Annotated in this window: 19 protein-coding genes; 10 read left to right on the plus strand and 9 right to left on the minus strand. The window is 67.3% G+C overall.

From position 1 onward, the window contains the following. Window positions 1-3: 3 nt before the first annotated feature. Together motA and msrB are read right to left on the minus strand one after the other, a co-directional pair. Complete coding sequence (motA, locus tag MG068_RS02245; protein ID WP_032128746.1) at window positions 4-858, minus strand: flagellar motor stator protein MotA; 855 nt, start codon at window positions 856-858, stop codon at window positions 4-6. Window positions 859-949: 91 nt separating this feature from the next. Then, window positions 950-1,417, minus strand: coding sequence for a peptide-methionine (R)-S-oxide reductase MsrB (gene msrB, locus MG068_RS02250; RefSeq protein WP_005415117.1), 468 nt, complete (start codon window positions 1,415-1,417; stop codon window positions 950-952). Window positions 1,418-1,557: 140 nt separating this feature from the next. Between msrB and MG068_RS02255 the strand changes: the two genes are divergently transcribed. Both MG068_RS02255 and MG068_RS02260 read left to right on the plus strand, forming a co-directional pair. Continuing rightward, window positions 1,558-1,935, plus strand: a complete 378-nt coding sequence (locus tag MG068_RS02255; protein WP_049398340.1) for a hypothetical protein — start codon at window positions 1,558-1,560, stop codon at window positions 1,933-1,935. Window positions 1,936-2,079: 144 nt separating this feature from the next. Beyond that, a complete protein-coding gene (locus tag MG068_RS02260; RefSeq protein WP_107433507.1) occupies window positions 2,080-2,268 on the plus strand; it encodes a lana protein in 189 nt (62 codons plus the stop codon). Window positions 2,269-2,324: 56 nt separating this feature from the next. Here MG068_RS02260 and MG068_RS02265 read toward each other — a convergent pair whose 3' ends face one another. Then, window positions 2,325-2,804 carry an Lrp/AsnC ligand binding domain-containing protein gene (locus MG068_RS02265; protein ID WP_005407919.1) on the minus strand — a complete coding sequence of 160 codons (480 nt, stop codon included), beginning with the start codon at window positions 2,802-2,804 and terminating at the stop codon, window positions 2,325-2,327. 149 nt (window positions 2,805-2,953) lie between these two features. On the opposite strand from MG068_RS02265, the gene MG068_RS02270 reads away from it, so the two are divergent. Beyond that, window positions 2,954-4,258, plus strand: a complete 1,305-nt coding sequence (locus tag MG068_RS02270) for a D-amino acid dehydrogenase (RefSeq protein ID WP_032128742.1) — start codon at window positions 2,954-2,956, stop codon at window positions 4,256-4,258. Continuing rightward, window positions 4,237-5,307 carry an alanine racemase gene (gene alr / locus MG068_RS02275; protein WP_132809062.1) on the plus strand — a complete coding sequence of 357 codons (1,071 nt, stop codon included), beginning with the start codon at window positions 4,237-4,239 and terminating at the stop codon, window positions 5,305-5,307. The genes MG068_RS02270 and alr overlap by 22 nt, the downstream gene beginning before the upstream one ends. 554 nt (window positions 5,308-5,861) lie before the next feature. On the opposite strand, the gene MG068_RS02280 is transcribed toward alr, so the two are convergent. Further along, a complete protein-coding gene (locus MG068_RS02280) occupies window positions 5,862-6,425 on the minus strand; it encodes a DUF3016 domain-containing protein (RefSeq protein ID WP_032128740.1) in 564 nt (187 codons plus the stop codon). A 244-nt stretch (window positions 6,426-6,669) separates the two neighbouring features. Between MG068_RS02280 and MG068_RS02285 the strand changes: the two genes are divergently transcribed. Continuing rightward, on the plus strand, window positions 6,670-8,658 hold the full coding sequence (locus tag MG068_RS02285; protein WP_049424820.1) for a hybrid sensor histidine kinase/response regulator: 1,989 nt from the start codon (window positions 6,670-6,672) through the stop codon (window positions 8,656-8,658). A gap of 43 nt (window positions 8,659-8,701) precedes the next feature. Then, complete coding sequence (locus MG068_RS02290; protein WP_032128738.1) at window positions 8,702-8,992, plus strand: DUF3247 family protein; 291 nt, start codon at window positions 8,702-8,704, stop codon at window positions 8,990-8,992. 160 nt (window positions 8,993-9,152) lie between these two features. On the opposite strand, the gene MG068_RS02295 is transcribed toward MG068_RS02290, so the two are convergent. Then, window positions 9,153-9,416 carry a hypothetical protein gene (locus MG068_RS02295; protein ID WP_005407925.1) on the minus strand — a complete coding sequence of 88 codons (264 nt, stop codon included), beginning with the start codon at window positions 9,414-9,416 and terminating at the stop codon, window positions 9,153-9,155. Window positions 9,417-9,572: 156 nt separating this feature from the next. Between MG068_RS02295 and MG068_RS02300 the strand changes: the two genes are divergently transcribed. From MG068_RS02300 to MG068_RS02310, 3 genes are read left to right on the plus strand one after another with little or no spacing between them, the layout of a single operon-like run. Beyond that, on the plus strand, window positions 9,573-10,637 hold the full coding sequence (locus MG068_RS02300; protein ID WP_049395664.1) for a class I SAM-dependent methyltransferase: 1,065 nt from the start codon (window positions 9,573-9,575) through the stop codon (window positions 10,635-10,637). Further along, a complete protein-coding gene (locus MG068_RS02305) occupies window positions 10,634-11,335 on the plus strand; it encodes a pseudouridine synthase (RefSeq protein ID WP_132809064.1) in 702 nt (233 codons plus the stop codon). Before MG068_RS02300 ends, MG068_RS02305 begins: the two co-directional genes overlap by 4 nt. Beyond that, window positions 11,332-12,015: an HAD family hydrolase gene (locus tag MG068_RS02310; RefSeq protein WP_049398344.1), complete on the plus strand. Its 684-nt coding sequence runs from the start codon at window positions 11,332-11,334 to the stop codon at window positions 12,013-12,015. Before MG068_RS02305 ends, MG068_RS02310 begins: the two co-directional genes overlap by 4 nt. Before the next feature lie 188 nt (window positions 12,016-12,203). On the opposite strand, the gene fabB is transcribed toward MG068_RS02310, so the two are convergent. Next, complete coding sequence (gene fabB / locus MG068_RS02315) at window positions 12,204-13,412, minus strand: beta-ketoacyl-ACP synthase I (RefSeq protein WP_132809066.1); 1,209 nt, start codon at window positions 13,410-13,412, stop codon at window positions 12,204-12,206. Further along, a complete protein-coding gene (fabA, locus tag MG068_RS02320) occupies window positions 13,412-13,927 on the minus strand; it encodes a 3-hydroxyacyl-[acyl-carrier-protein] dehydratase FabA (RefSeq protein ID WP_005407930.1) in 516 nt (171 codons plus the stop codon). Before fabA ends, fabB begins: the two co-directional genes overlap by 1 nt. A 191-nt stretch (window positions 13,928-14,118) precedes the next feature. Between fabA and dinB the strand changes: the two genes are divergently transcribed. Continuing rightward, entirely contained in the window at window positions 14,119-15,213 is a 1,095-nt protein-coding gene (gene dinB / locus MG068_RS02325; protein ID WP_132809068.1) for a DNA polymerase IV, read from the plus strand. A 165-nt stretch (window positions 15,214-15,378) separates the two neighbouring features. On the opposite strand, the gene MG068_RS02330 is transcribed toward dinB, so the two are convergent. Both MG068_RS02330 and MG068_RS02335 read right to left on the minus strand, forming a co-directional pair. Further along, window positions 15,379-16,290: an MBL fold metallo-hydrolase gene (locus tag MG068_RS02330; RefSeq protein WP_132809069.1), complete on the minus strand. Its 912-nt coding sequence runs from the start codon at window positions 16,288-16,290 to the stop codon at window positions 15,379-15,381. A gap of 91 nt (window positions 16,291-16,381) precedes the next feature. Beyond that, complete coding sequence (locus tag MG068_RS02335) at window positions 16,382-17,020, minus strand: NAD(P)-dependent oxidoreductase (protein WP_132809071.1); 639 nt, start codon at window positions 17,018-17,020, stop codon at window positions 16,382-16,384. Window positions 17,021-17,112 lie beyond the last annotated feature (92 nt).

Genomic DNA, 17,112 nt, shown 5'->3' on the forward strand with positions numbered 1-17,112 from the left:
GGCTTACTTGACCGTCTTCAGGTGCTGCTCGAAATCGGAGAAGGCCGGGCGCACGTTCGACGGCAGCGTCTTGCGGGCGAATTCCAGCGCGATCTTCGGGTTGTAGCCACGCAGGCAGGCCAGCAGCGCGGTCTTCACCGATTCGTAGATGCGGCTGTCCTGCTCGGCGCGCGCTTCCATCGCTGCCGCCATCGGGCCGACGAAACCGTAGCCCAGCAGGATGCCCAGGAAGGTACCGACCAGCGCGCCGGCCACATGGCCGCCGACCTCGACGATATCCCCGCCGATCGAACCCATGGTGATGACGATGCCGAGCACCGCCGCGACGATGCCGAAACCGGGCAGTCCGTCGGCGACCTTGGTCAGCACCTGCGACGGCGCCATGGCCTCGGCGTGGTGCTTTTCCAGCTCCAGTTCCAGCAGCGGCTCCAGCTCGTGTGGCTCGATGTTGCTGCCGATCATCAGGCGCAGGCAGTCGGTGATGAAGTCGATCAGGTGGTGGTCGGCCTGCACCTTGGGGTAGTTGCCGAACAGCGCGCTTTCGGCCGGGCGCTCGACGTGGTCTTCCAGCGCCATGAAGCCTTCGCGGCGGGCCTTGTTGAGCAGTTCATAGAGCAGGCTGAGCACATCGATGTAGTCCTGCTGCTTGTAGCGCGGGCCCTTGAACACGCCGACCATGGCCTGCAGGGTCTGCTTGACCGTCTTGGCCGGGGTGCCGACCAGGAAGGCGCCGAGCGCGGCGCCACCGATGATGACCAGCTCGTAGGGCTGCCAGAGGGCACCCAGGCGGCCGTGGGCACCGAGATAGCCCCCGATCACGCTGACGATGACGACCAGGAATCCAACGATGATGAGCATGGGGCGACGCAAGGAGAGGGGATATCTCCTTGTCGGCCCGTCGCCCGGATTTCTGAAGAGGGAATTCTGTGAAATCGGTCAGCGGGGTGTTTCAGCCCGCCACGCCACTTTCGGCGCCGCCACGCTGCAACGGGTCGGGCCAGGGCTCGCCATTGCCGGTGAACGAAAGTGAGACGGAGTTCAGGCAGTGGCGCTCGTAGGTGGGTGGCGGGCCGTCCGGGAAAACGTGACCCAGGTGGCTGCCGCAGCGCGCGCAGGTGATCTCGGTGCGGACCATGCCGTGGCTGGTATCGCGGATCTCGCGCACGTGTGCCGGGTCGAACGGGGCGAAGAAGCTCGGCCAACCGGTGCCGGAATCGAACTTGGTGCTGGAGCGGAACAGCGGCAGCGCGCACAGCCGGCAGCAATAGACGCCCTCGCGCTTGTTGTCGAGGAACACGCCGCAGAACGGCGCCTCGGTACCGTGCTGCAGCAGCACGCGGCGCTCTTCACTGCTGAGGCCGGCGATCAGCGCCTCGGTCTGGGTGGCGGTGGGGGGCGTCAGGTCGAAGGCAGTCATGGCGGCGCTCCGTGGGGTTGATGGCCTGGGGATGGCGGAAAACGTGGGGGTGCCGGCGCGCGCTTGCAAGTGTGATGGCCGTTCATGGCCGGCACACAGGTGCAGGCGCAAGGTAAATGTGATCCACGCCGGAGCGTGACATGAAACCGACCCTTTCCCTGCTGTTGATGGCCCTGTTGCCCCTGGTCGCGCAGGCCCAGGTACCGACGTCGTCGAGCCCGACCGCCACCCGCAGTGCCACCACCGTGGCACCGCAGCCGGTGATGCCGCCGCCGCAGGCCGCTCGCCCGCAGCCGCAGGTCCTGCCGTCGCCGCAGCCGGCGCAGCCGATCAGGTCCACCGGTCCCGCCCAGATCGCGCCCACCCCGGCGCCGAAGCCGGCCGACAAGGTGTACGACCGCAATGGCCGCATCGTCCCCGGGGTACGCCCGGCCGGTCCGAACCGCGTGTTCGATTCGCGTACCGGCCGCTATTACGACAGCGTGCCGGCCGGCGATGGCCAGCAGATCAAGCGCTGATCTCGGGTGCCAGCCAAGGTTGGCAGCTACCGCACGCTGTCCGGCCTGAACGCACGAAAACAACGTCCTGCAGATCACTGCTTTTTCGCCTGCGATTAACCGTTCCGGGACCAACGTGACCGTGCGCCGGCATTGCGCCGCCGCATGTCCTTCGTCCACTGGATCGCGATCATGAAAAACCAGCAGAACCGTCATCCCGGCAAGGAACCGCAGGGCCGCAACCCGCAGCAACAACAGCAGCAACAGCAACAGCAGCAGATGGAGCCGCAGCAGCCGCACAAGGGTGGCAAGCAGCAGGAACAGCGCTCGCAGAAGCAACCGCAGCAGCGCTGACGGACCCGGGGGTCAGAGCCCGCTGCACGGGATCTGGCCCCACTACCGTTCCGGACTCAATCCGGAATCGGCAGGCTCAGCGTTTCCTTCACTTCTTCCATCACGATGTAGCTCTTCGACTCTCGTACATGCGGCAGTGTCAGCAAGGTGCTGCCGAGCAGCTTGCGGTAGGAGGCCATCTCGCTGATCCGCGCCTTCAGCAGGTAATCGAAGTCGCCCGAGACCAGATGGCACTCCAGCACGTTGGGCAGCTTCAGGGCCGCGCGCCGGAACTCCTCGAAGATGTCGCCGGACTTGTAGGCCAGGCTGATCTCCACGAACACCAGCAGGCTGGCTTTCACCGCCGCCGGATCGAGGTGGGCGTGGTAGCCGGTGATCACCCCTTCGCGCTCGAGGCGACGCACGCGCTCGGTGCACGGGGTGGTGGACAGGCCGACCCGCTCGCCCAGTTCGGTGAAGGAGATACGGCCCTCGGCCTGCAGGATGCGCAGGATCTTGCGGTCGATCTTGTCCAGTTCGCGGGTACGGGTGGCCATGGCCGTCAACCTTGGGGAATGAATTGCAGGGGAACATCCTGCCGGTTGATTGCAAATCAGGCAAATCAACTGGGAATGGCTGTCTATACTTCCCCAATTATGGTCCCGGCACGCTCCAGTGCAGGGAATGATCGGGTTGGAGAAGTCCCATGCGAGTCCTAGTTCTCGGCAGCGGCGTGATCGGCACCACCAGTGCCTGGTACCTGCGACAGGCCGGGTTTGAAGTCACGGTCATCGACCGCCAACCCGGCCCGGCGCTGGAAACCAGCTTTGCCAATGCCGGCCAGCTGTCGTTCGGCTACACCTCGCCGTGGGCCGCCCCGGGCGTGCCGAAGAAGGCCATCGGTTGGCTGTTCGAGAAGCATGCGCCGCTGGCGATCAAGCCGGGCATGGACCTGGCCCAGTACCGCTGGCTGTGGCAGATGCTGCGCAACTGCACCCACGAGCGCTACGCGATCAACAAGGCGCGCATGGTGCGCATGTCCGAGTACAGCCGCGACTGCCTGAACGAGCTGCGCGCGCAGATCGGCATCGAGTTCGAAGGCCGCGACCTGGGCACCACCCAGCTGTTCCGCACCCAGCAGCAGCTGGATGCCTCGGCGCAGGACATCGAGATCCTGGCCCAGTACGGCGTGCCGTACGAGGTACTGGACCGCGCCGGCATCATCCAGGCCGAACCGGCCCTGGCCCATGTCGACGGCCTGGTCGGCGCGCTGCGCCTGCCGCGTGACCAGACCGGCGACTGCCAGCTGTTCACCCGCCGCCTGGCGCAGATGTGCGTGGATGCCGGGGTCGAGTTCCGTTTCGACCAGGACATCACCGGCCTGGAATTCGATGGCGACCGCATCACCGGCGTACGCATCGACGGCAAGCTGGAAACCGCCGACCGCTTCGTGGTCGCGCTCGGCAGCTACTCGCCGGCGCTGGTCGCATCGTTGGGCATGCGCCTGCCGGTGTATCCGCTGAAGGGTTACTCGCTGACGCTGCCGATCACCGACCCGGCGATGGCGCCGACCTCGACCATCCTCGATGAGAGCTACAAGGTGGCGGTGACCCGCTTCGACGACCGCATCCGCGTCGGTGGCATGGCCGAAGTGGCCGGCTTCGACCTGTCGCTGTCGCAGCGCCGTCGCGAGACCCTGGAGCTGGTGGTCAGCGATCTCTACCCGAAGGGCGGCGACCTGTCGCGCGCGCAGTTCTGGACCGGCCTGCGCCCGGCCACGCCGGACGGTACGCCGGTGATCGGCGCCACGCCATTCCGCAACCTGTACCTCAACACCGGCCACGGCACGCTGGGCTGGACCATGGCCTGCGGCTCGGGCCGCTACCTGGCCGACCTGATGAGCGCGCGCCAGCCGCAGATCAGCACCGAAGGCCTGGATATTTTCCGCTACGGCCAGTACGGTCACGCGCCGCAACAAGAGAACCGCACATGCGTCCTGCCCGCGCGCTGATCGATCTGGGCGCCCTGCGCAGCAACTACCGGCTCGCCCGTGAACTGGGCGGTGGCAAGGCCCTGGCGATCATCAAGGCCGATGCCTATGGCCACGGCGCAGTGCGCTGTGCGCAGGCACTGGAAGGCGAGGCCGATGGTTTCGGCGTGGCTACCATCGAAGAGGCGCTGGAACTGCGCCAGGCCGGCATCCGTGCGCCGATCCTGCTGCTGGAAGGCATCTTCGAGCCCAGCGACATGGCGCTGGTGGCCGAGCATGATTTCTGGTTCGCCGTCGGTTCGCCGTGGCAACTGGAAGCCGTCGCTGCCTTCGACAGTCCGCGTCCGTTGACGGTGTGGCTGAAGCTGGACAGCGGCATGCATCGCCTCGGCCTGGACGTGGACAGCTTCCGCGCCGCGCATGCACGCCTGTCGGCGCTGCCGCAGGTCGAACGGATCGTGCTGATGACCCACCTGGCGCGTGCCGACGAGCTGGACAGCGAGCGCACCCACGAGCAGGCCGCGACCTTCGCCCGCGCCACTGACGGGTTGGAAGGCGAGACCAGTGTGTGCAACTCGCCGGCGCTGCTGGGCTGGCCGGATGTGCGCAGCGACTGGGTGCGCCCGGGCCTGATGCTGTACGGCGCCAATCCGCTGCCTGACAACACCGTACTGACCGAGCGCCTGCGCCCGGTGATGACGATGCAGTCGAAGGTGATCGCCGAGCGCTGGATCGAGGCCGGTGAGCCGGTGGGCTATGGCGCGCGCTTCGTGGCCAAGGCACGCACCCGCGTGGGCGTGGTCGCGCTCGGCTATGCCGACGGTTATCCGCAGTTTGCCCCGAATGGCACCCCGGCGCTGATCGATGGTCAGCCCGGTGCCCTGATCGGGCGCGTGTCGATGGACATGCTGACCGTGGACCTGACCGCGCACGCGCAGGCCGGCATCGGAAGCGTGGTGGAACTGTGGGGCAGTGCACCGACGCTGTCCGAACTGGCGCCGCGCTGCGGCGTGAGTGCGTACCAGCTGCCCTGCGCGGTCAAGCGCGTGGCGAAGGTCTATCAGGACTGACCGAACGCTGGCCGTGCACGGCTCTGGTAGAGGCCGACCTTGGTCAGCGCTGTGAATGCGTGTCGACCAAGGTCGACACCTACCGATGGGTCTAACGCGCAGTGGCCGCCGGGCGCGGCTCTGGTAGAGGCCGACCTTGGTCAGCGCTGTGAATGCGTGTCGACCAAGGTCGACACCTACCGGTAGGGACCGGTCGGCGCGCACGGCTCTGGTAGCGGCCGACCTTGGTCGGCGCTCTGAATGCGTGTCGACCAAGGTCGACACCTACCGGTAGGGACCGGTCGGCGCGCACGGCTCTGGTAGCGGCCGACCTTGGTCGGCGCTCTGAATGCGTGTCGACCAAGGTCGACACCTACCGGTAGGGACCGGTCGGCGCGCACGGCTCTGGTAGCGGCCGACCTTGGTCGGCGCTCTGAATGCGTGTCGACCAAGGTCGACACCTACCGGTAGGGACTGGTCGGCGCGCTCGGCTCTGGTAGCGGCCGACCTTGGTCGGCGCTTTGAATGCGTGTCGACCAAGGTCGACACCTACCGGTGAGTCGCGCCGCCCGGGATCATCGCGCGGCGGTGGCCTGGCTGGCCAGCTGCCGCTTCACCCAGTCATCGATCAGGCGCTTCTCGTAGCGCAGCGGATCACTGTCGCTCTTCAGCCCCAGGTTGTGCAGGTAGCCGGTATCGCTGAGGCGCGCATCGCCCTCGCTGACGATACGGCCGCTGGCGTCCTTCAACGTGTACTGCAGGCTGATCCGCGGCGGGTAGATGTCACGCATGATCCGGATGTCGCGGCCACGCGGGCCATGCCACGGCTCGTAGTCACCGGCGCGCTTGATGTCGACCAGGGTCACATCGAGGGTCTGCCCAGGCTGCAGCGGCTTGGCGGCGGTGGTCTGCAGGTAGCGTGCCAGCTGCTGTACCCAGTCGCCACGCTCGGCCTCGAAGCGGTTGGTGCTCTGGCGGATCTCGGTGAATTTGGCCGGGTCCTCCCATTTCACGCTGACCGGGCCATCGGCCTGCAACGCACGTGGCGCGTCCGCATCGGTCACGGTGCGCGGTGCAGCGGCGGCGCCGCCCGCCACCAGGGCGCCTGCCAGCAGGGCAATCGCGAGTGAGCGTTTCATGACGGTCTCCTGCGTCCCCGCGATGGGGACGATGTTGATCACAGATCGAGTGTGATCCTGCGGCCGGGGCGCCGCAATGGCAGATTGCGTCATGCGCAAGAGTGGTTGCCGCCAATTCATCGTCGTCAACCATGACTGACGGCGCTTGACGCTGTGAATACGCCCTTTGGAAGATGCTGTGCCTCCAACCCGGCCTGCACTGACGCCCTTGTCCACACTGCCGCCCCTCGTGGAGCGCCCACCGATGATGGTGCCGGCGCCCGAACCCGACCTGCATCATGGCGTGCTTGAGCGCATCAACGCCGGTTTCTGCGTGATCCAGGTGCTGTTCGAGGGCGATCGTGCGGTCGACTATCGTTTCATCGAGGTCAACGACGCCTTCGAGCGCCACACCGGCCTGAAGGATGCGCGTGGCCAGCGCATGACGGCGCTGGAACCGGGCCACGAGGAAGACTGGTTCCGCATCTACGGCGAAGTTGCCCGCAGTGGCCGGCCGGCACAGTTCGAGATGGAAGCACGTGCGCTGGGCCGCTCGTTCGCGGTGGATGCGGTGCGCGTGGGCCGCCCGGGTGAGGACAAGGTCGGCATCCTGTTCTTCGACATCACCGCGCGCAAGCAGATGGAAGTGGAGCTGGGCGAAAGCGAAGCCCGCTTCAGTGCGCTGGCCGATGGCCTGCCGATGCCGGTGTGGGTGCTCGACGAGCGCGGCCATGCCCGTTTCGTCAACAGCGCTTTCAGTGAGTTCTTCGGCGGCGACGAGACGCGCGTGCCGGAAGATGTCTGGCGTGGCCTGGTGCACCCGGACGATGCGTCGGTGTTCGAGTACGAACTGCAGGAAGCGCTGAAGGCGCAGCGGTCGATGCATGCGCTGGTGCGGGCCCGACGCGCCGATGGCGACTGGCGTTGGTTGGAGATGAACGCGCGTCCGCGCTTCTCGCGGATGGGCCGCTTCATCGGCCTGGCCGGCAGCAGCCCGGACGTGACCGAACGCCGCGAGATCGAACTGGCCCGCGAGGAGCTGCTGCAGTCCGAGCGTGCCGCGCGCAGCGCAGCCGAGAACATGGCGCGACTGAAGGACGAGTTCCTGGCCACGCTGTCGCATGAACTGCGTACGCCACTGACCACCATCCTCGGTTGGAGCGAACTGCTGCTGCAGCGCGTGGACAACACCAGCCCGCTGTACAAGGGCCTGAACGTGATCGCCAACAGCGCCGGTGCGCAGAAGCGGCTGATCTCGGACATGCTCGACCTCAGCAGCATGCTGCTGGGCAAGGTGCAGCTGGAGGTGGAGATACTGGATCTGCGCGACCTGCTGGGCGAAGCCATCGGCGCGCAGGAGCTGGTCGCCGAAGGCAAGGCGCTGGACGTGAGCCTGCAGCTGCCGGAGCAGCCCAGCCTGGTGCTGGGCGATGCCACCCGCCTGCAGCAGGTGTTGTGGAACCTGCTGTCGAATGCGATCAAGTTCACCCCGGCCGAAGGCCGCATCGATCTGCAGCTGCAGGCCGACGGCAACCACTGGGTGATCACCGTGCGCGACACCGGCGACGGCATCGCGCCCGAATTCCTCAATCATCTGTTCAGCCGCTTCCGCCAGGCCGATGGCACCACCACTCGACGGCATGGCGGCCTCGGCCTGGGTCTGGCAATCGTGCAGCAGCTGGTCGAACTGCATGGTGGTACCGTCACCGCTGCCAGCGAGGGCCATGGCCACGGCGCCACCTTCACCGTGCGCCTGCCGCAGCACATTCCCGATGCCGAACGGCGGCCGCTGCGCGAAGTGATCAGCGGACCGATCCTGGAGCCGGTGATCGTCGAGCCGTATCCGCTGCGTGGCATGCACGTGCTGGCGGTGGAAGACCAGCCGGAAGTGCTGGAGTACCTGCGGCGCATGCTGGAAGAGCAGGGCGCAAGCGTGTCGGCAGCCAGCTCGGCCGGTGAAGCGCTGGCGCTGCTGGCCGATACCGGGCACCTGCAGTACCACGTGATGCTGACCGACATCGGCATGCCGGGCATGGATGGCTATGGCCTGGTGCGCACGCTGCGCGAGGACATGGGCGTGGATGCGATGACCCTGCCGGCGGTTGCCGTGACCGCGCTGGCACGTGCCGATGACCGGCGCCGAGCGTTGGCGTCGGGCTTCCAGGAACACGTGGCCAAGCCGTACTCGGTGGCACAGCTGGTGGCTGCGGTACGCAAAGTGCAGGTGCCACGCGCGGACAGCGCGCTGCACTGAGCATTCACGGCCGATCGGCGACCCTGCACGCAGGAGGTCGCCGATGTCCCGTACAGCTCCCCGCATCCATACCGATCCGGCGCAGATCGCGCGCCTGGAAGCCCTGCTGCCGCAGCTGGAAGGCGAAACGCAGGTGGAACTGACCCTGCAGGATGGTCGCCGGTTGCTCGGCACCGTCGCCGTGAAACCGACGGTGCAGCAATACCGCAACGAGGCCGGCGACGAAGGCAGCAACGGCCAGCTGCGGCTGGATGACTACGATACGCCGGTGCAGCAGCACCACGTGTGGCTGGACGAGATCGCCAGCATCCGCAGGTTGCCGCCCAGGGTCTGACGGCAACCTGCCAACCCCATCCACGCATGGCGTGGATCTACTGGAAAGGGCCACGCATGGATGTGCGTGACCTCGTCATCGGCCAGGCCTCATGCCGTCCACGCACAGCGTGGATTTTCCAGAGGTTGCAGTAGAGCCACGCCATGCGTGGCTGTTGGGATCAATGCTCGAACAACGTAGGCGTCGCCTCGAACCGGCGCGCGTAGGCGCGTTCTTCCGCGACCCTCGCCACCTCGTCGTCGGCCAGGTCCGGTGCGCCGTACACCGCATAGGCCACGCTTCCGTCGGCACCATGGCCGACCTGGTGTAGCCGGTAGCGCGAGTGGCCACCGCCGGTGTCCTCGGGGTAATGCACGGGCGGATGGCTGCCTTCCAGGTCCATTTCACTGTTGTCGACCACGCCACCGACGAACAAGGCTCGCATGCAGGTTCTCCTGGGTTTCCGGGGGAGCCTCTACCCTGAACGTTTCAATGTTGCTGGCAGATCAAGGCCCCGTTCGGGTTTCGCAAAGCGGCCGCCGGGGCCGGCCCGGCCAAGCCGGTACAATGGACGGCCCTCACGCTTGAAGTACCCGCGCCGATGGCCTCCAGCGACGACGCCCCCCTGCAGACCCTGTTCCTGCCGTTCTCCCAAGGCGCCCTGCGCTGGCCGGAGGGCCCGGTGGCCTTCCTGCGTGCCCGCGACGGCTGGCCGCTGCGCGAAGTGGCCGGCAACCGCGAAGTGCATTGCGAGCAGAGCTTTGCCCCGTTCGCGCAGCCGCTGCAGCAGGCCGCCGGCTGGACCGTCAGCGGCCAGCTGGATGATGTGGCCGGCAAGGGCCGCTACCCGCTGGTGCTGGTGCTGCCGCCGCGCCAGCGCGAGGAGGCCCGTGCCCTGTTCGCGCGCGCGCTGGCGCTGGTCGCCGACGGCGGCCGCATCGTCGCCTGCCAGTCCAACAACGAAGGTGCACGTTCGGGCGAGGGTGACCTGAAGCAACTGACCGGCCTCGGCGGCAGCCTGACCAAGAACCACTGTCGCGTGTACTGGACCGCCCCGATGCAGGGCCAGCACGACGCGGACCTGGCCAAGCGCTGGTCGGCACTGGATGCGGTGCGGCCGATCGTCGGCGGCCGTTTCCTCAGCCGCCCGGGCGTGTTCGCCTGGGATCGCATCGACCCGGCGTCGGCGCTGTTGGCCGAGCACCTGCCGGCCGACCTGGCCGGGCGTGCCGCCGACCTCGGCGCGGGCTATGGCTACCTGTCGCGCGAGCTGCTGGAACGCTGCCCGAAGATCACCGCGCTGGATCTGTACGAAGCCGAGCAGCGTGCGTTGGCCCTGGCCGAACTGAACCTGGCGCCGCCGCCGCGCCCGCTGCCGCTGCGCTTCCTGTGGCAGGACGTCACCGCGGGTATCGAACCGGGCTACGACGTCATCATCAGCAACCCGCCGTTCCACACGCCGTCGCGCGCCGATCGCCCGGACATCGGCCAGCGCTTCATCGCCGTGGCCGCGCAGGCGCTGCGCCCGGGCGGACGCCTGTACGTGGTGGCCAACCGCCACCTGCCGTACGAGTACACGCTCAACGAGAGCTTTGGCGCGGTGCGCGTGATCGCCGAGCGTGATGGCTTCAAGCTGGTGGAAGCGGTGAAGGGGAAGGGCAAGTGAAGCTGGTCAAGCTCATCGCCAACCTGGGCTATGGCAGCCGCAAGCAGGTGCAGTGGATGTTCCGCGAAGGCCGCGTCACCGACGCCGACGGCGAGGTGCTGTATGCCGACGACCGGGTGCCGCACGAGGCGATCCGGGTCGACGGCGAGCCGCTGGACCCGCCGGTGGGGCTGTCGATCGCGCTGCACAAGCCGGCCGGCTACACCTGTTCGACCAAGGACACCGGCCGCCTGATCTACGACCTGCTGCCGCCGCGCTTCCGCGACCGCGATCCGGTGCTGTCCACCGTGGGCCGCCTCGACCGCGAGACCAGCGGCCTGCTGCTGCTGACCGACGATGGCGGCCTGCTGCACCGGATCATCTCGCCGAAGTCGAAGCTGCCCAAGGTCTACGAAGTGGAACTGAGCGACGACCTGCGCGGCGACGAAGTGGCGTTGTTCGCCAGCGGTACGCTGATGCTGGAGTCCGAGAAGACCCCCCTGCTGCCGGCTGAACTGGAAGTGCTGGATGCGCGTCGCGCACGCCTGGTACTGCATGAAGGCCGCTACCATCAGGTACGCCGCATGTTCGCCGCCACCGGCAACCGCGTGCAGACCCTGCACCGCAGCCGCGTCGGCGGGCTGGACCTGCAGGGACTGGACGAGGGGCAATGGCGGCAGCTCACCTCCACCGATCTGGATACGCTGTTCGCTCCATGACCACCATCGCTGCGCTGCCGTTCCTGCCCGACGCCGTCATCTTTGACATGGACGGCCTGATGATCGACAGCGAGCGGGTCTCGCTGGCCTGCTGGAGCGAGGCGGCCGACGAATTCGGGCTGGGCCTGGACGAGACCGTGTTCCTGCGCATGGTCGGCCTCGGTGACCGTGACACGCACGCGTTGCTGCGTGCGCAGGGTATCGAGGACAGCGTGATCGAAGCGGTGGCCGCACGCTGCCATGAGCTGTACGAAGCACGCACACAGACCGGCCTGCCGCTGCGTCCGGGCATTCTGGAGCTGCTGGAGCTGCTGAAAGCGCACGCGGTACCGCGCGCGGTGGCAACCACCACGCGGCAGCCGCGGGCCAACCGCAAGCTGGCCGCTGCCGGCCTGCTGCCGTATTTCGATGCCGTGATCACCAGTGGTGATGTGGCGCGGCCGAAGCCGGCGCCGGATATCTACCTGCTGGCCGCGCAGCGGCTGGGCCAGGTGCCCGAGCGCTGCCTGGCGCTGGAAGACTCACCGGCCGGCACGCGTGCAGCGCTGGCTGCCGGCATGACCGTGATCCAGGTGCCGGACCTGGTGCATCCGGATGAAGAGCTGCGCGCACTGGGTCACCGCATCGTCGGCTCGCTGGTGGACGCGCACGCGCTGCTGCTGCCGTTGCTGCCGAGGTAACGGTGGGCGCCGACCGTGGGTCGGCACACCCAATGCCCCGGTAGGTGCCAACCTTGGTTGGCACGCCCAAACGCCCTGGTAGGTGCCGACCTTGGTTGGCACGCCCAAACGCCCCGGTAGGTGCCAACCTTGGCTGGCACGCCCCAAATCTCCGGTAGGTGCCGACCGTTGGTCGGCACGCCTTCCCATCACACCCGGCCGAACACCAGCGCAGCGTTGGTGCCACCGAAGCCAAAGCTGTTGGACATCACCGTATTCAGCTTCTGCTCGCGGCTCTCGCGCAGGATCGGGAAGCTTTCCACCTTCGGGTCCAGTTCGCCGATGTTGGCCGAACCGGCAACGAAGCCATCGCGCATCATCAGCAGGCAGTAGATCGCCTCATGCACGCTGGCCGCACCCAGCGAGTGGCCGGACAACGCCTTGGTCGAGGACAGCGGTGGCACCGCATCGCCGAACACTTCGCGGATCGCGTTGAGCTCGGTGACGTCGCCCAGCGGCGTGGAAGTGCCGTGGGTGTTGAGGTAGTCAAGCGGACGATCGACGCCCTGCAGCGCCATCTTCATGCAGCGCACCGCGCCTTCACCGGACGGCGCGACCATGTCGGCGCCATCGGACGTCACGCCATAGCCGATCAGCTCGGCATGGATGCGCGCACCGCGCGCAACGGCGTGGTCGTAGTCCTCCAGCACCAGCATGCCGCCGCCACCGGCGATGACGAAGCCGTCGCGGTCCTTGTCGTACGGACGCGAGGCGCTGGCCGGGGTCTCGTTGAAGCTGGTCGACAGCGCACCCATCGCATCGAACATCACGCTCATCGACCAGTGCAGGTCTTCACCGCCACCGGCGAACATGATGTCCTGCGCGCCATGGCGGATCATGTCCGCGGCGGCGCCGATGCAGTGCGCCGAGGTCGCGCAGGCGGCCGACAGCGAGTAGCTGACACCCTTGATCTGGTAGGCGGTGGCCAGGCAGGCCGAGACCGTCGAGCACATCGTGCGCGGCACCATGTACGGGCCGACCTTGCGCACACCACGTTCGCGCAGCAGGTCGACTGCGCCGATCTGCCATTCGCTGGAGCCGCCGCCGGAACCGGCGATCAGGCCCGTGCGCAGGTTGCTGACCTGCTCGGGGCTGAGCCCGGCATCGGCGATCGCATCGCGCATGGACAGGTAGGCGAAGGCCGCCGCATCGCTCATGAAGCGCTTCTGCTTGCGGTCGATCAGCGCCTCCAGGTCGAGGTCGACGCGACCGCCTACCTGGCTGCGCAGGCCCGCTTCGGCGTGGTCGGCCAGGGCGGTGATGCCCGAGCGCCCTTCGCGCAGCGCAGCCGAAACGGTATCCAGATCATTGCCGAGGCAGGACGTGATGCCCATGCCGGTGATGACGACGCGACGCATCAGAAGCTCCCGGTTTCAGTGAACAGGCCGACGCGCAGGTCGCGCGCGCTGTAGATTTCGCGGTCATCCACGTACATGCGGGCGTCCGACTGGGCCATCACCAGCTTGCGGTTGATGACACGGCTGATGTCGATCTCGTAGCGCACCAGCTTGGCCTCCGGCAGTACCTGGCCGGTGAACTTCACCTCGCCGCAGCCCAGGGCGCGGCCCTTGCCGGGGGCGCCCAGCCAGGTCAGGAAGAAGCCGGTCAGCTGCCACATGGCATCCAGGCCGAGGCAGCCGGGCATCACCGGGTCGCCGATGAAGTGGCAGCCGAAGAACCACAGGTCCGGGCGGATATCCAGTTCGGCGCGTACCATGCCCTTGCCATGCGGTCCGCCGTCCTCGCGGATGTCGGTGATGCGGTCGAACATCAGCATCGGATCGTTGGGCAAACGGCCGGCGGCGGTGCCGAACAGTTCACCGCGTGCGCTGGCCAGCAGCTGTTCGCGGTTGAACGCGTGGAGACGGGTCATGAAGCACAATCCTGGAAGCGGGGAAACAGGGAAACAAGCGCTCGAGGATGCCCGTGGAAACTGCGCCGATCAAACATTTCAACCGTACGCAACCGTAGTGTTTTCAATGGAATACGCGCATCCTGTTGATGTGCAACGACCATACTTCGGCGTGTGGCCCGTTCGGCACGCCCCCGCCCTTTCCGCCTGACATGACCCGACTGCGCAAGATCATCCACGTCGACATGGACGCGTTCTACGCGTCGGTGGAGCAGCGCGACGATCCGTCACTGCGCGGCAAACCAGTGGTTGTGGCATGGCGTGGTGCACGCTCGGTGGTGTGCGCGGCCTCGTACGAGGCACGCGTGTTTGGCGTGCGTTCGGCGATGCCTGCCGTGCGTGCCGAGCGCCTGTGCCCGGACGCGATCTTCGTGCCGCCGGACTTCGCGCGTTACAAGGCGGTGTCACAACAGGTACGCGCGATCTTCCTGCGCCATACCGACCTGGTCGAGCCGCTGTCGCTGGACGAGGCCTACCTGGACGTGACCGAGCCGAAGAGTGGCATCGAACTGGCCACCGACATCGCCCGCACCATCCGCGCGCAGATCCGCGAGGAGACGAACCTGACCGCTTCAGCCGGGATCGCGCCGAACAAGTTCCTGGCCAAGATCGCTTCGGACTGGCGCAAGCCCGACGGCCAGTTCGTGATTCCACCGCAGCGGGTGGACGCCTTCCTGCTGCCATTGCCGGTGAACCGCGTGCCCGGCGTCGGCAAGGTGATGGAAGGCAAGCTGGCCGCGCGCGGCATCGTCACCTGCGGCGACCTGCGGCAGTGGGCACTGATCGACCTGGAAGAGGCGTTCGGCAGTTTCGGCCGCAGCCTATACAACCGCGCACGCGGCATCGACGAGCGGCCGGTGGAGCCGGACCAGCAGGTGCAGTCGATTTCCTCCGAAGACACCTTCGCCGAGGATCTGCCGCTGGAAGATCTGGGTGAGGCCATCGTGCAGCTGGCGGAGAAGACCTGGAACGCCACCCGCAAGACCGAACGCGTCGGCCATACCGTGGTGCTGAAACTGAAGACCGCGCAGTTCCGCATCCTCACCCGCAGTTTCACCCCGGAGCGCCCGCCGGAATCGATGGAAGAACTGCGCGACATCGCCCTGGCCCTGCGCGCCCGCGTCGACCTGCCGGCGGAGACACGTTACCGCCTGGTCGGCGTCGGGCTGGGCGGCTTCCGCGAAAAGGAACCGATGGTGCAGGGCGAATTGTTCGAGCACGGGCCGAACGAGTCCCCACGTAGCTGATCTTCGTGTCGACCAAGGTCGACACCTACCAAGAGCAGGTCATGCCATCCAGACAGGTTGCGGAGACATGCCATCCCACAGATAGGCAGCTGTTGCTGTTGCTTCGGCTGTTGCTGTTGCCTCTGCAGGTGCAGGGCGCAGCCCTGCAAAAGAAAACCGCCTACCTCATGGCCACTGCATCTCGCCCTTGGCCACCTTCGCACTCAGTTCCAGCGATGCCACGCCGTCCAGCTTCGGGTAGCGCGCCTGCATCGCCTTCATCAGCGCCGCACTGTCCTTGGCCTTTGCCGCCTCCGCATCGAACGCGCGGATGTAGTCCGCGGTGAAGCGCAGCGCACTGGCATCCAGCGCCGCGCCCGGCGCGTAGTGCCCCGGCACTACCACCTTCGGCTTCAGTGCCTGCAGCCGCTGCAGGGTCTGCAGCCAGTCGGCATGTGACTTCGGCGTCTGCGTGTCGGCCATCCACACGTGTTCGCCCGCCACCACCGGAATACCACCGACGATCGCGCGCAGCGACGGCACCCACAGCACCGTGCGGTCCGGGGTCGGGCCATCGAGGCCGATCAGCGGCAGGCGCTGGCCTTCCAGTTGCAGGGCATCGCCGTCCAGCACCTGCGGCACCACGATGCGCGCCGGCACGTCGGCGCCCATCTTCGGTCCCCAGTAGGCCAGCTTGCCGGCCTGGGTCTGCTGGATGTGGGCGACGGTCTGCGCAGTGGCGACGATGCGCGCCTGCGGGAACGCGTCCTGCAGCGTGGCCAGGCCGAAGTAGTAGTCCGGATCGCCGTGGCTGATGTAGATGGTGGTCAGCTGCTTGCCGCTGGCGCGGATCAGCTCGACCAGCTTGCGCGCGTCACTGGCACCAAACTGCGTATTGACCAGGATCGCGTCGTGGCGGCCTTCGATCAGCACCGAGGATACCGAGAACATCGCCTGCGGGCCGGGATCGAAGGTCTGCAGGTGCAGCTGGGATTTCGTCGCCGTGGCCGGCGCTGCGGTGGCCGGCGCGGCCAGCAGCGGCGCACTGGTGAAGGTGGCGGCCAGGGCGAGGGGAAGCAGCAGGGCAGCGGTACGCATCGGAATTCCTTGTGTAGAGCCGAGCCAATGCCCGGCTGCAGGTTCGCGCAGCGCCGGGCGCGGGCTCGGCGCTGCAAGGGACGCACGTGGATCAATACGCCGCGGTGATGATCTGCTTCGGATACGCGTGCGCTTCCAGCTCGGCGACGAACGCCGCGCCGTAGTCGGCGTAGCTGATGCGGCTGTGCCCGCTGGCATCAGCCAGGAAGGCCTTGGGCTGTACGCGGTACTGGCCGCGCTCTTCACCCGGGCCGATTTCGGCGGCCGGCGAGAAGAAGGTCCAGTCCAGGTCATCCACCGCCTGCAGGCGGTTGAACGCCTCACGGTGGGCCAGTGCGTACGGCTTGTAGGCCTCCGGGAAGGTGGGGGTATCGACCAGCTGCACGCCGGGTGCGACTTCGAGGCTGCCGGCGCCACCGACCACCACCAGGCGGGGCACGCCGGCCTTGCGTGCGGCGGCGGCCAGCTGCGCGGCGACCTCGCCGACGCGGCCGATGTCATCGCCCGGGCGCGGGCCGTAGGCACTGGCCAGCACGTCGTGGCCGGTGATGGCGGCAACCAGCGCGTCCTGGTCATCCAGCGAGGCGATCACCGGATGGGCACCGGCCAGCTCGGCCGGGAGGTCCTGCGCGCTGCGTACGATGACAGTGAGTTCGTGGCCGCGGGCCAGCGCGTGGCGGGCGATCTGGCGGCCGATGTTGCCGGTGGAACCAACGAGGGCGATCTTCATGGCAGGACTCCGTGGGGCGGTGTGGGGTGGGAACGGGGCCACTCTAGGCTGCTGCAGTTGATCGAAAAACAGCGTATAACGCGCTTGTTTGT

Source organism: Stenotrophomonas sp. ASS1, from assembly GCF_004346925.1.
Lineage (GTDB): Bacteria > Pseudomonadota > Gammaproteobacteria > Xanthomonadales > Xanthomonadaceae > Stenotrophomonas > Stenotrophomonas maltophilia_A.

Excerpts from the sequence above, each read along its gene's own strand:
- MG068_RS02255 (WP_049398340.1), top strand. The coding sequence starts at position 1,558 with ATGAAACCGACCCTTTCCCTGCTGTTGATGGCCCTGTTGCCCCTGGTC.
- MG068_RS02280 (WP_032128740.1), bottom strand. The coding sequence starts at position 6,425 with ATGAAACGCTCACTCGCGATTGCCCTGCTGGCAGGCGCCCTGGTGGCG.
- fabA (WP_005407930.1), bottom strand. The coding sequence starts at position 13,927 with ATGACCCGTCTCCACGCGTTCAACCGCGAACAGCTGCTGGCCAGCGCA.
- msrB (WP_005415117.1), bottom strand. The coding sequence starts at position 1,417 with ATGACTGCCTTCGACCTGACGCCCCCCACCGCCACCCAGACCGAGGCG.
- alr (WP_132809062.1), top strand. The coding sequence starts at position 4,237 with ATGCGTCCTGCCCGCGCGCTGATCGATCTGGGCGCCCTGCGCAGCAAC.
- MG068_RS02335 (WP_132809071.1), bottom strand. The coding sequence starts at position 17,020 with ATGAAGATCGCCCTCGTTGGTTCCACCGGCAACATCGGCCGCCAGATC.
- fabB (WP_132809066.1), bottom strand. The coding sequence starts at position 13,412 with ATGCGTCGCGTCGTCATCACCGGCATGGGCATCACGTCCTGCCTCGGC.
- MG068_RS02285 (WP_049424820.1), top strand. The coding sequence starts at position 6,670 with ATGATGGTGCCGGCGCCCGAACCCGACCTGCATCATGGCGTGCTTGAG.
- MG068_RS02300 (WP_049395664.1), top strand. The coding sequence starts at position 9,573 with ATGGCCTCCAGCGACGACGCCCCCCTGCAGACCCTGTTCCTGCCGTTC.
- MG068_RS02330 (WP_132809069.1), bottom strand. The coding sequence starts at position 16,290 with ATGCGTACCGCTGCCCTGCTGCTTCCCCTCGCCCTGGCCGCCACCTTC.
- MG068_RS02295 (WP_005407925.1), bottom strand. The coding sequence starts at position 9,416 with ATGCGAGCCTTGTTCGTCGGTGGCGTGGTCGACAACAGTGAAATGGAC.
- MG068_RS02310 (WP_049398344.1), top strand. The coding sequence starts at position 11,332 with ATGACCACCATCGCTGCGCTGCCGTTCCTGCCCGACGCCGTCATCTTT.
- MG068_RS02260 (WP_107433507.1), top strand. The coding sequence starts at position 2,080 with ATGTCCTTCGTCCACTGGATCGCGATCATGAAAAACCAGCAGAACCGT.
- motA (WP_032128746.1), bottom strand. The coding sequence starts at position 858 with ATGCTCATCATCGTTGGATTCCTGGTCGTCATCGTCAGCGTGATCGGG.
- dinB (WP_132809068.1), top strand. The coding sequence starts at position 14,119 with ATGACCCGACTGCGCAAGATCATCCACGTCGACATGGACGCGTTCTAC.
- MG068_RS02265 (WP_005407919.1), bottom strand. The coding sequence starts at position 2,804 with ATGGCCACCCGTACCCGCGAACTGGACAAGATCGACCGCAAGATCCTG.
- MG068_RS02290 (WP_032128738.1), top strand. The coding sequence starts at position 8,702 with ATGTCCCGTACAGCTCCCCGCATCCATACCGATCCGGCGCAGATCGCG.
- MG068_RS02270 (WP_032128742.1), top strand. The coding sequence starts at position 2,954 with ATGCGAGTCCTAGTTCTCGGCAGCGGCGTGATCGGCACCACCAGTGCC.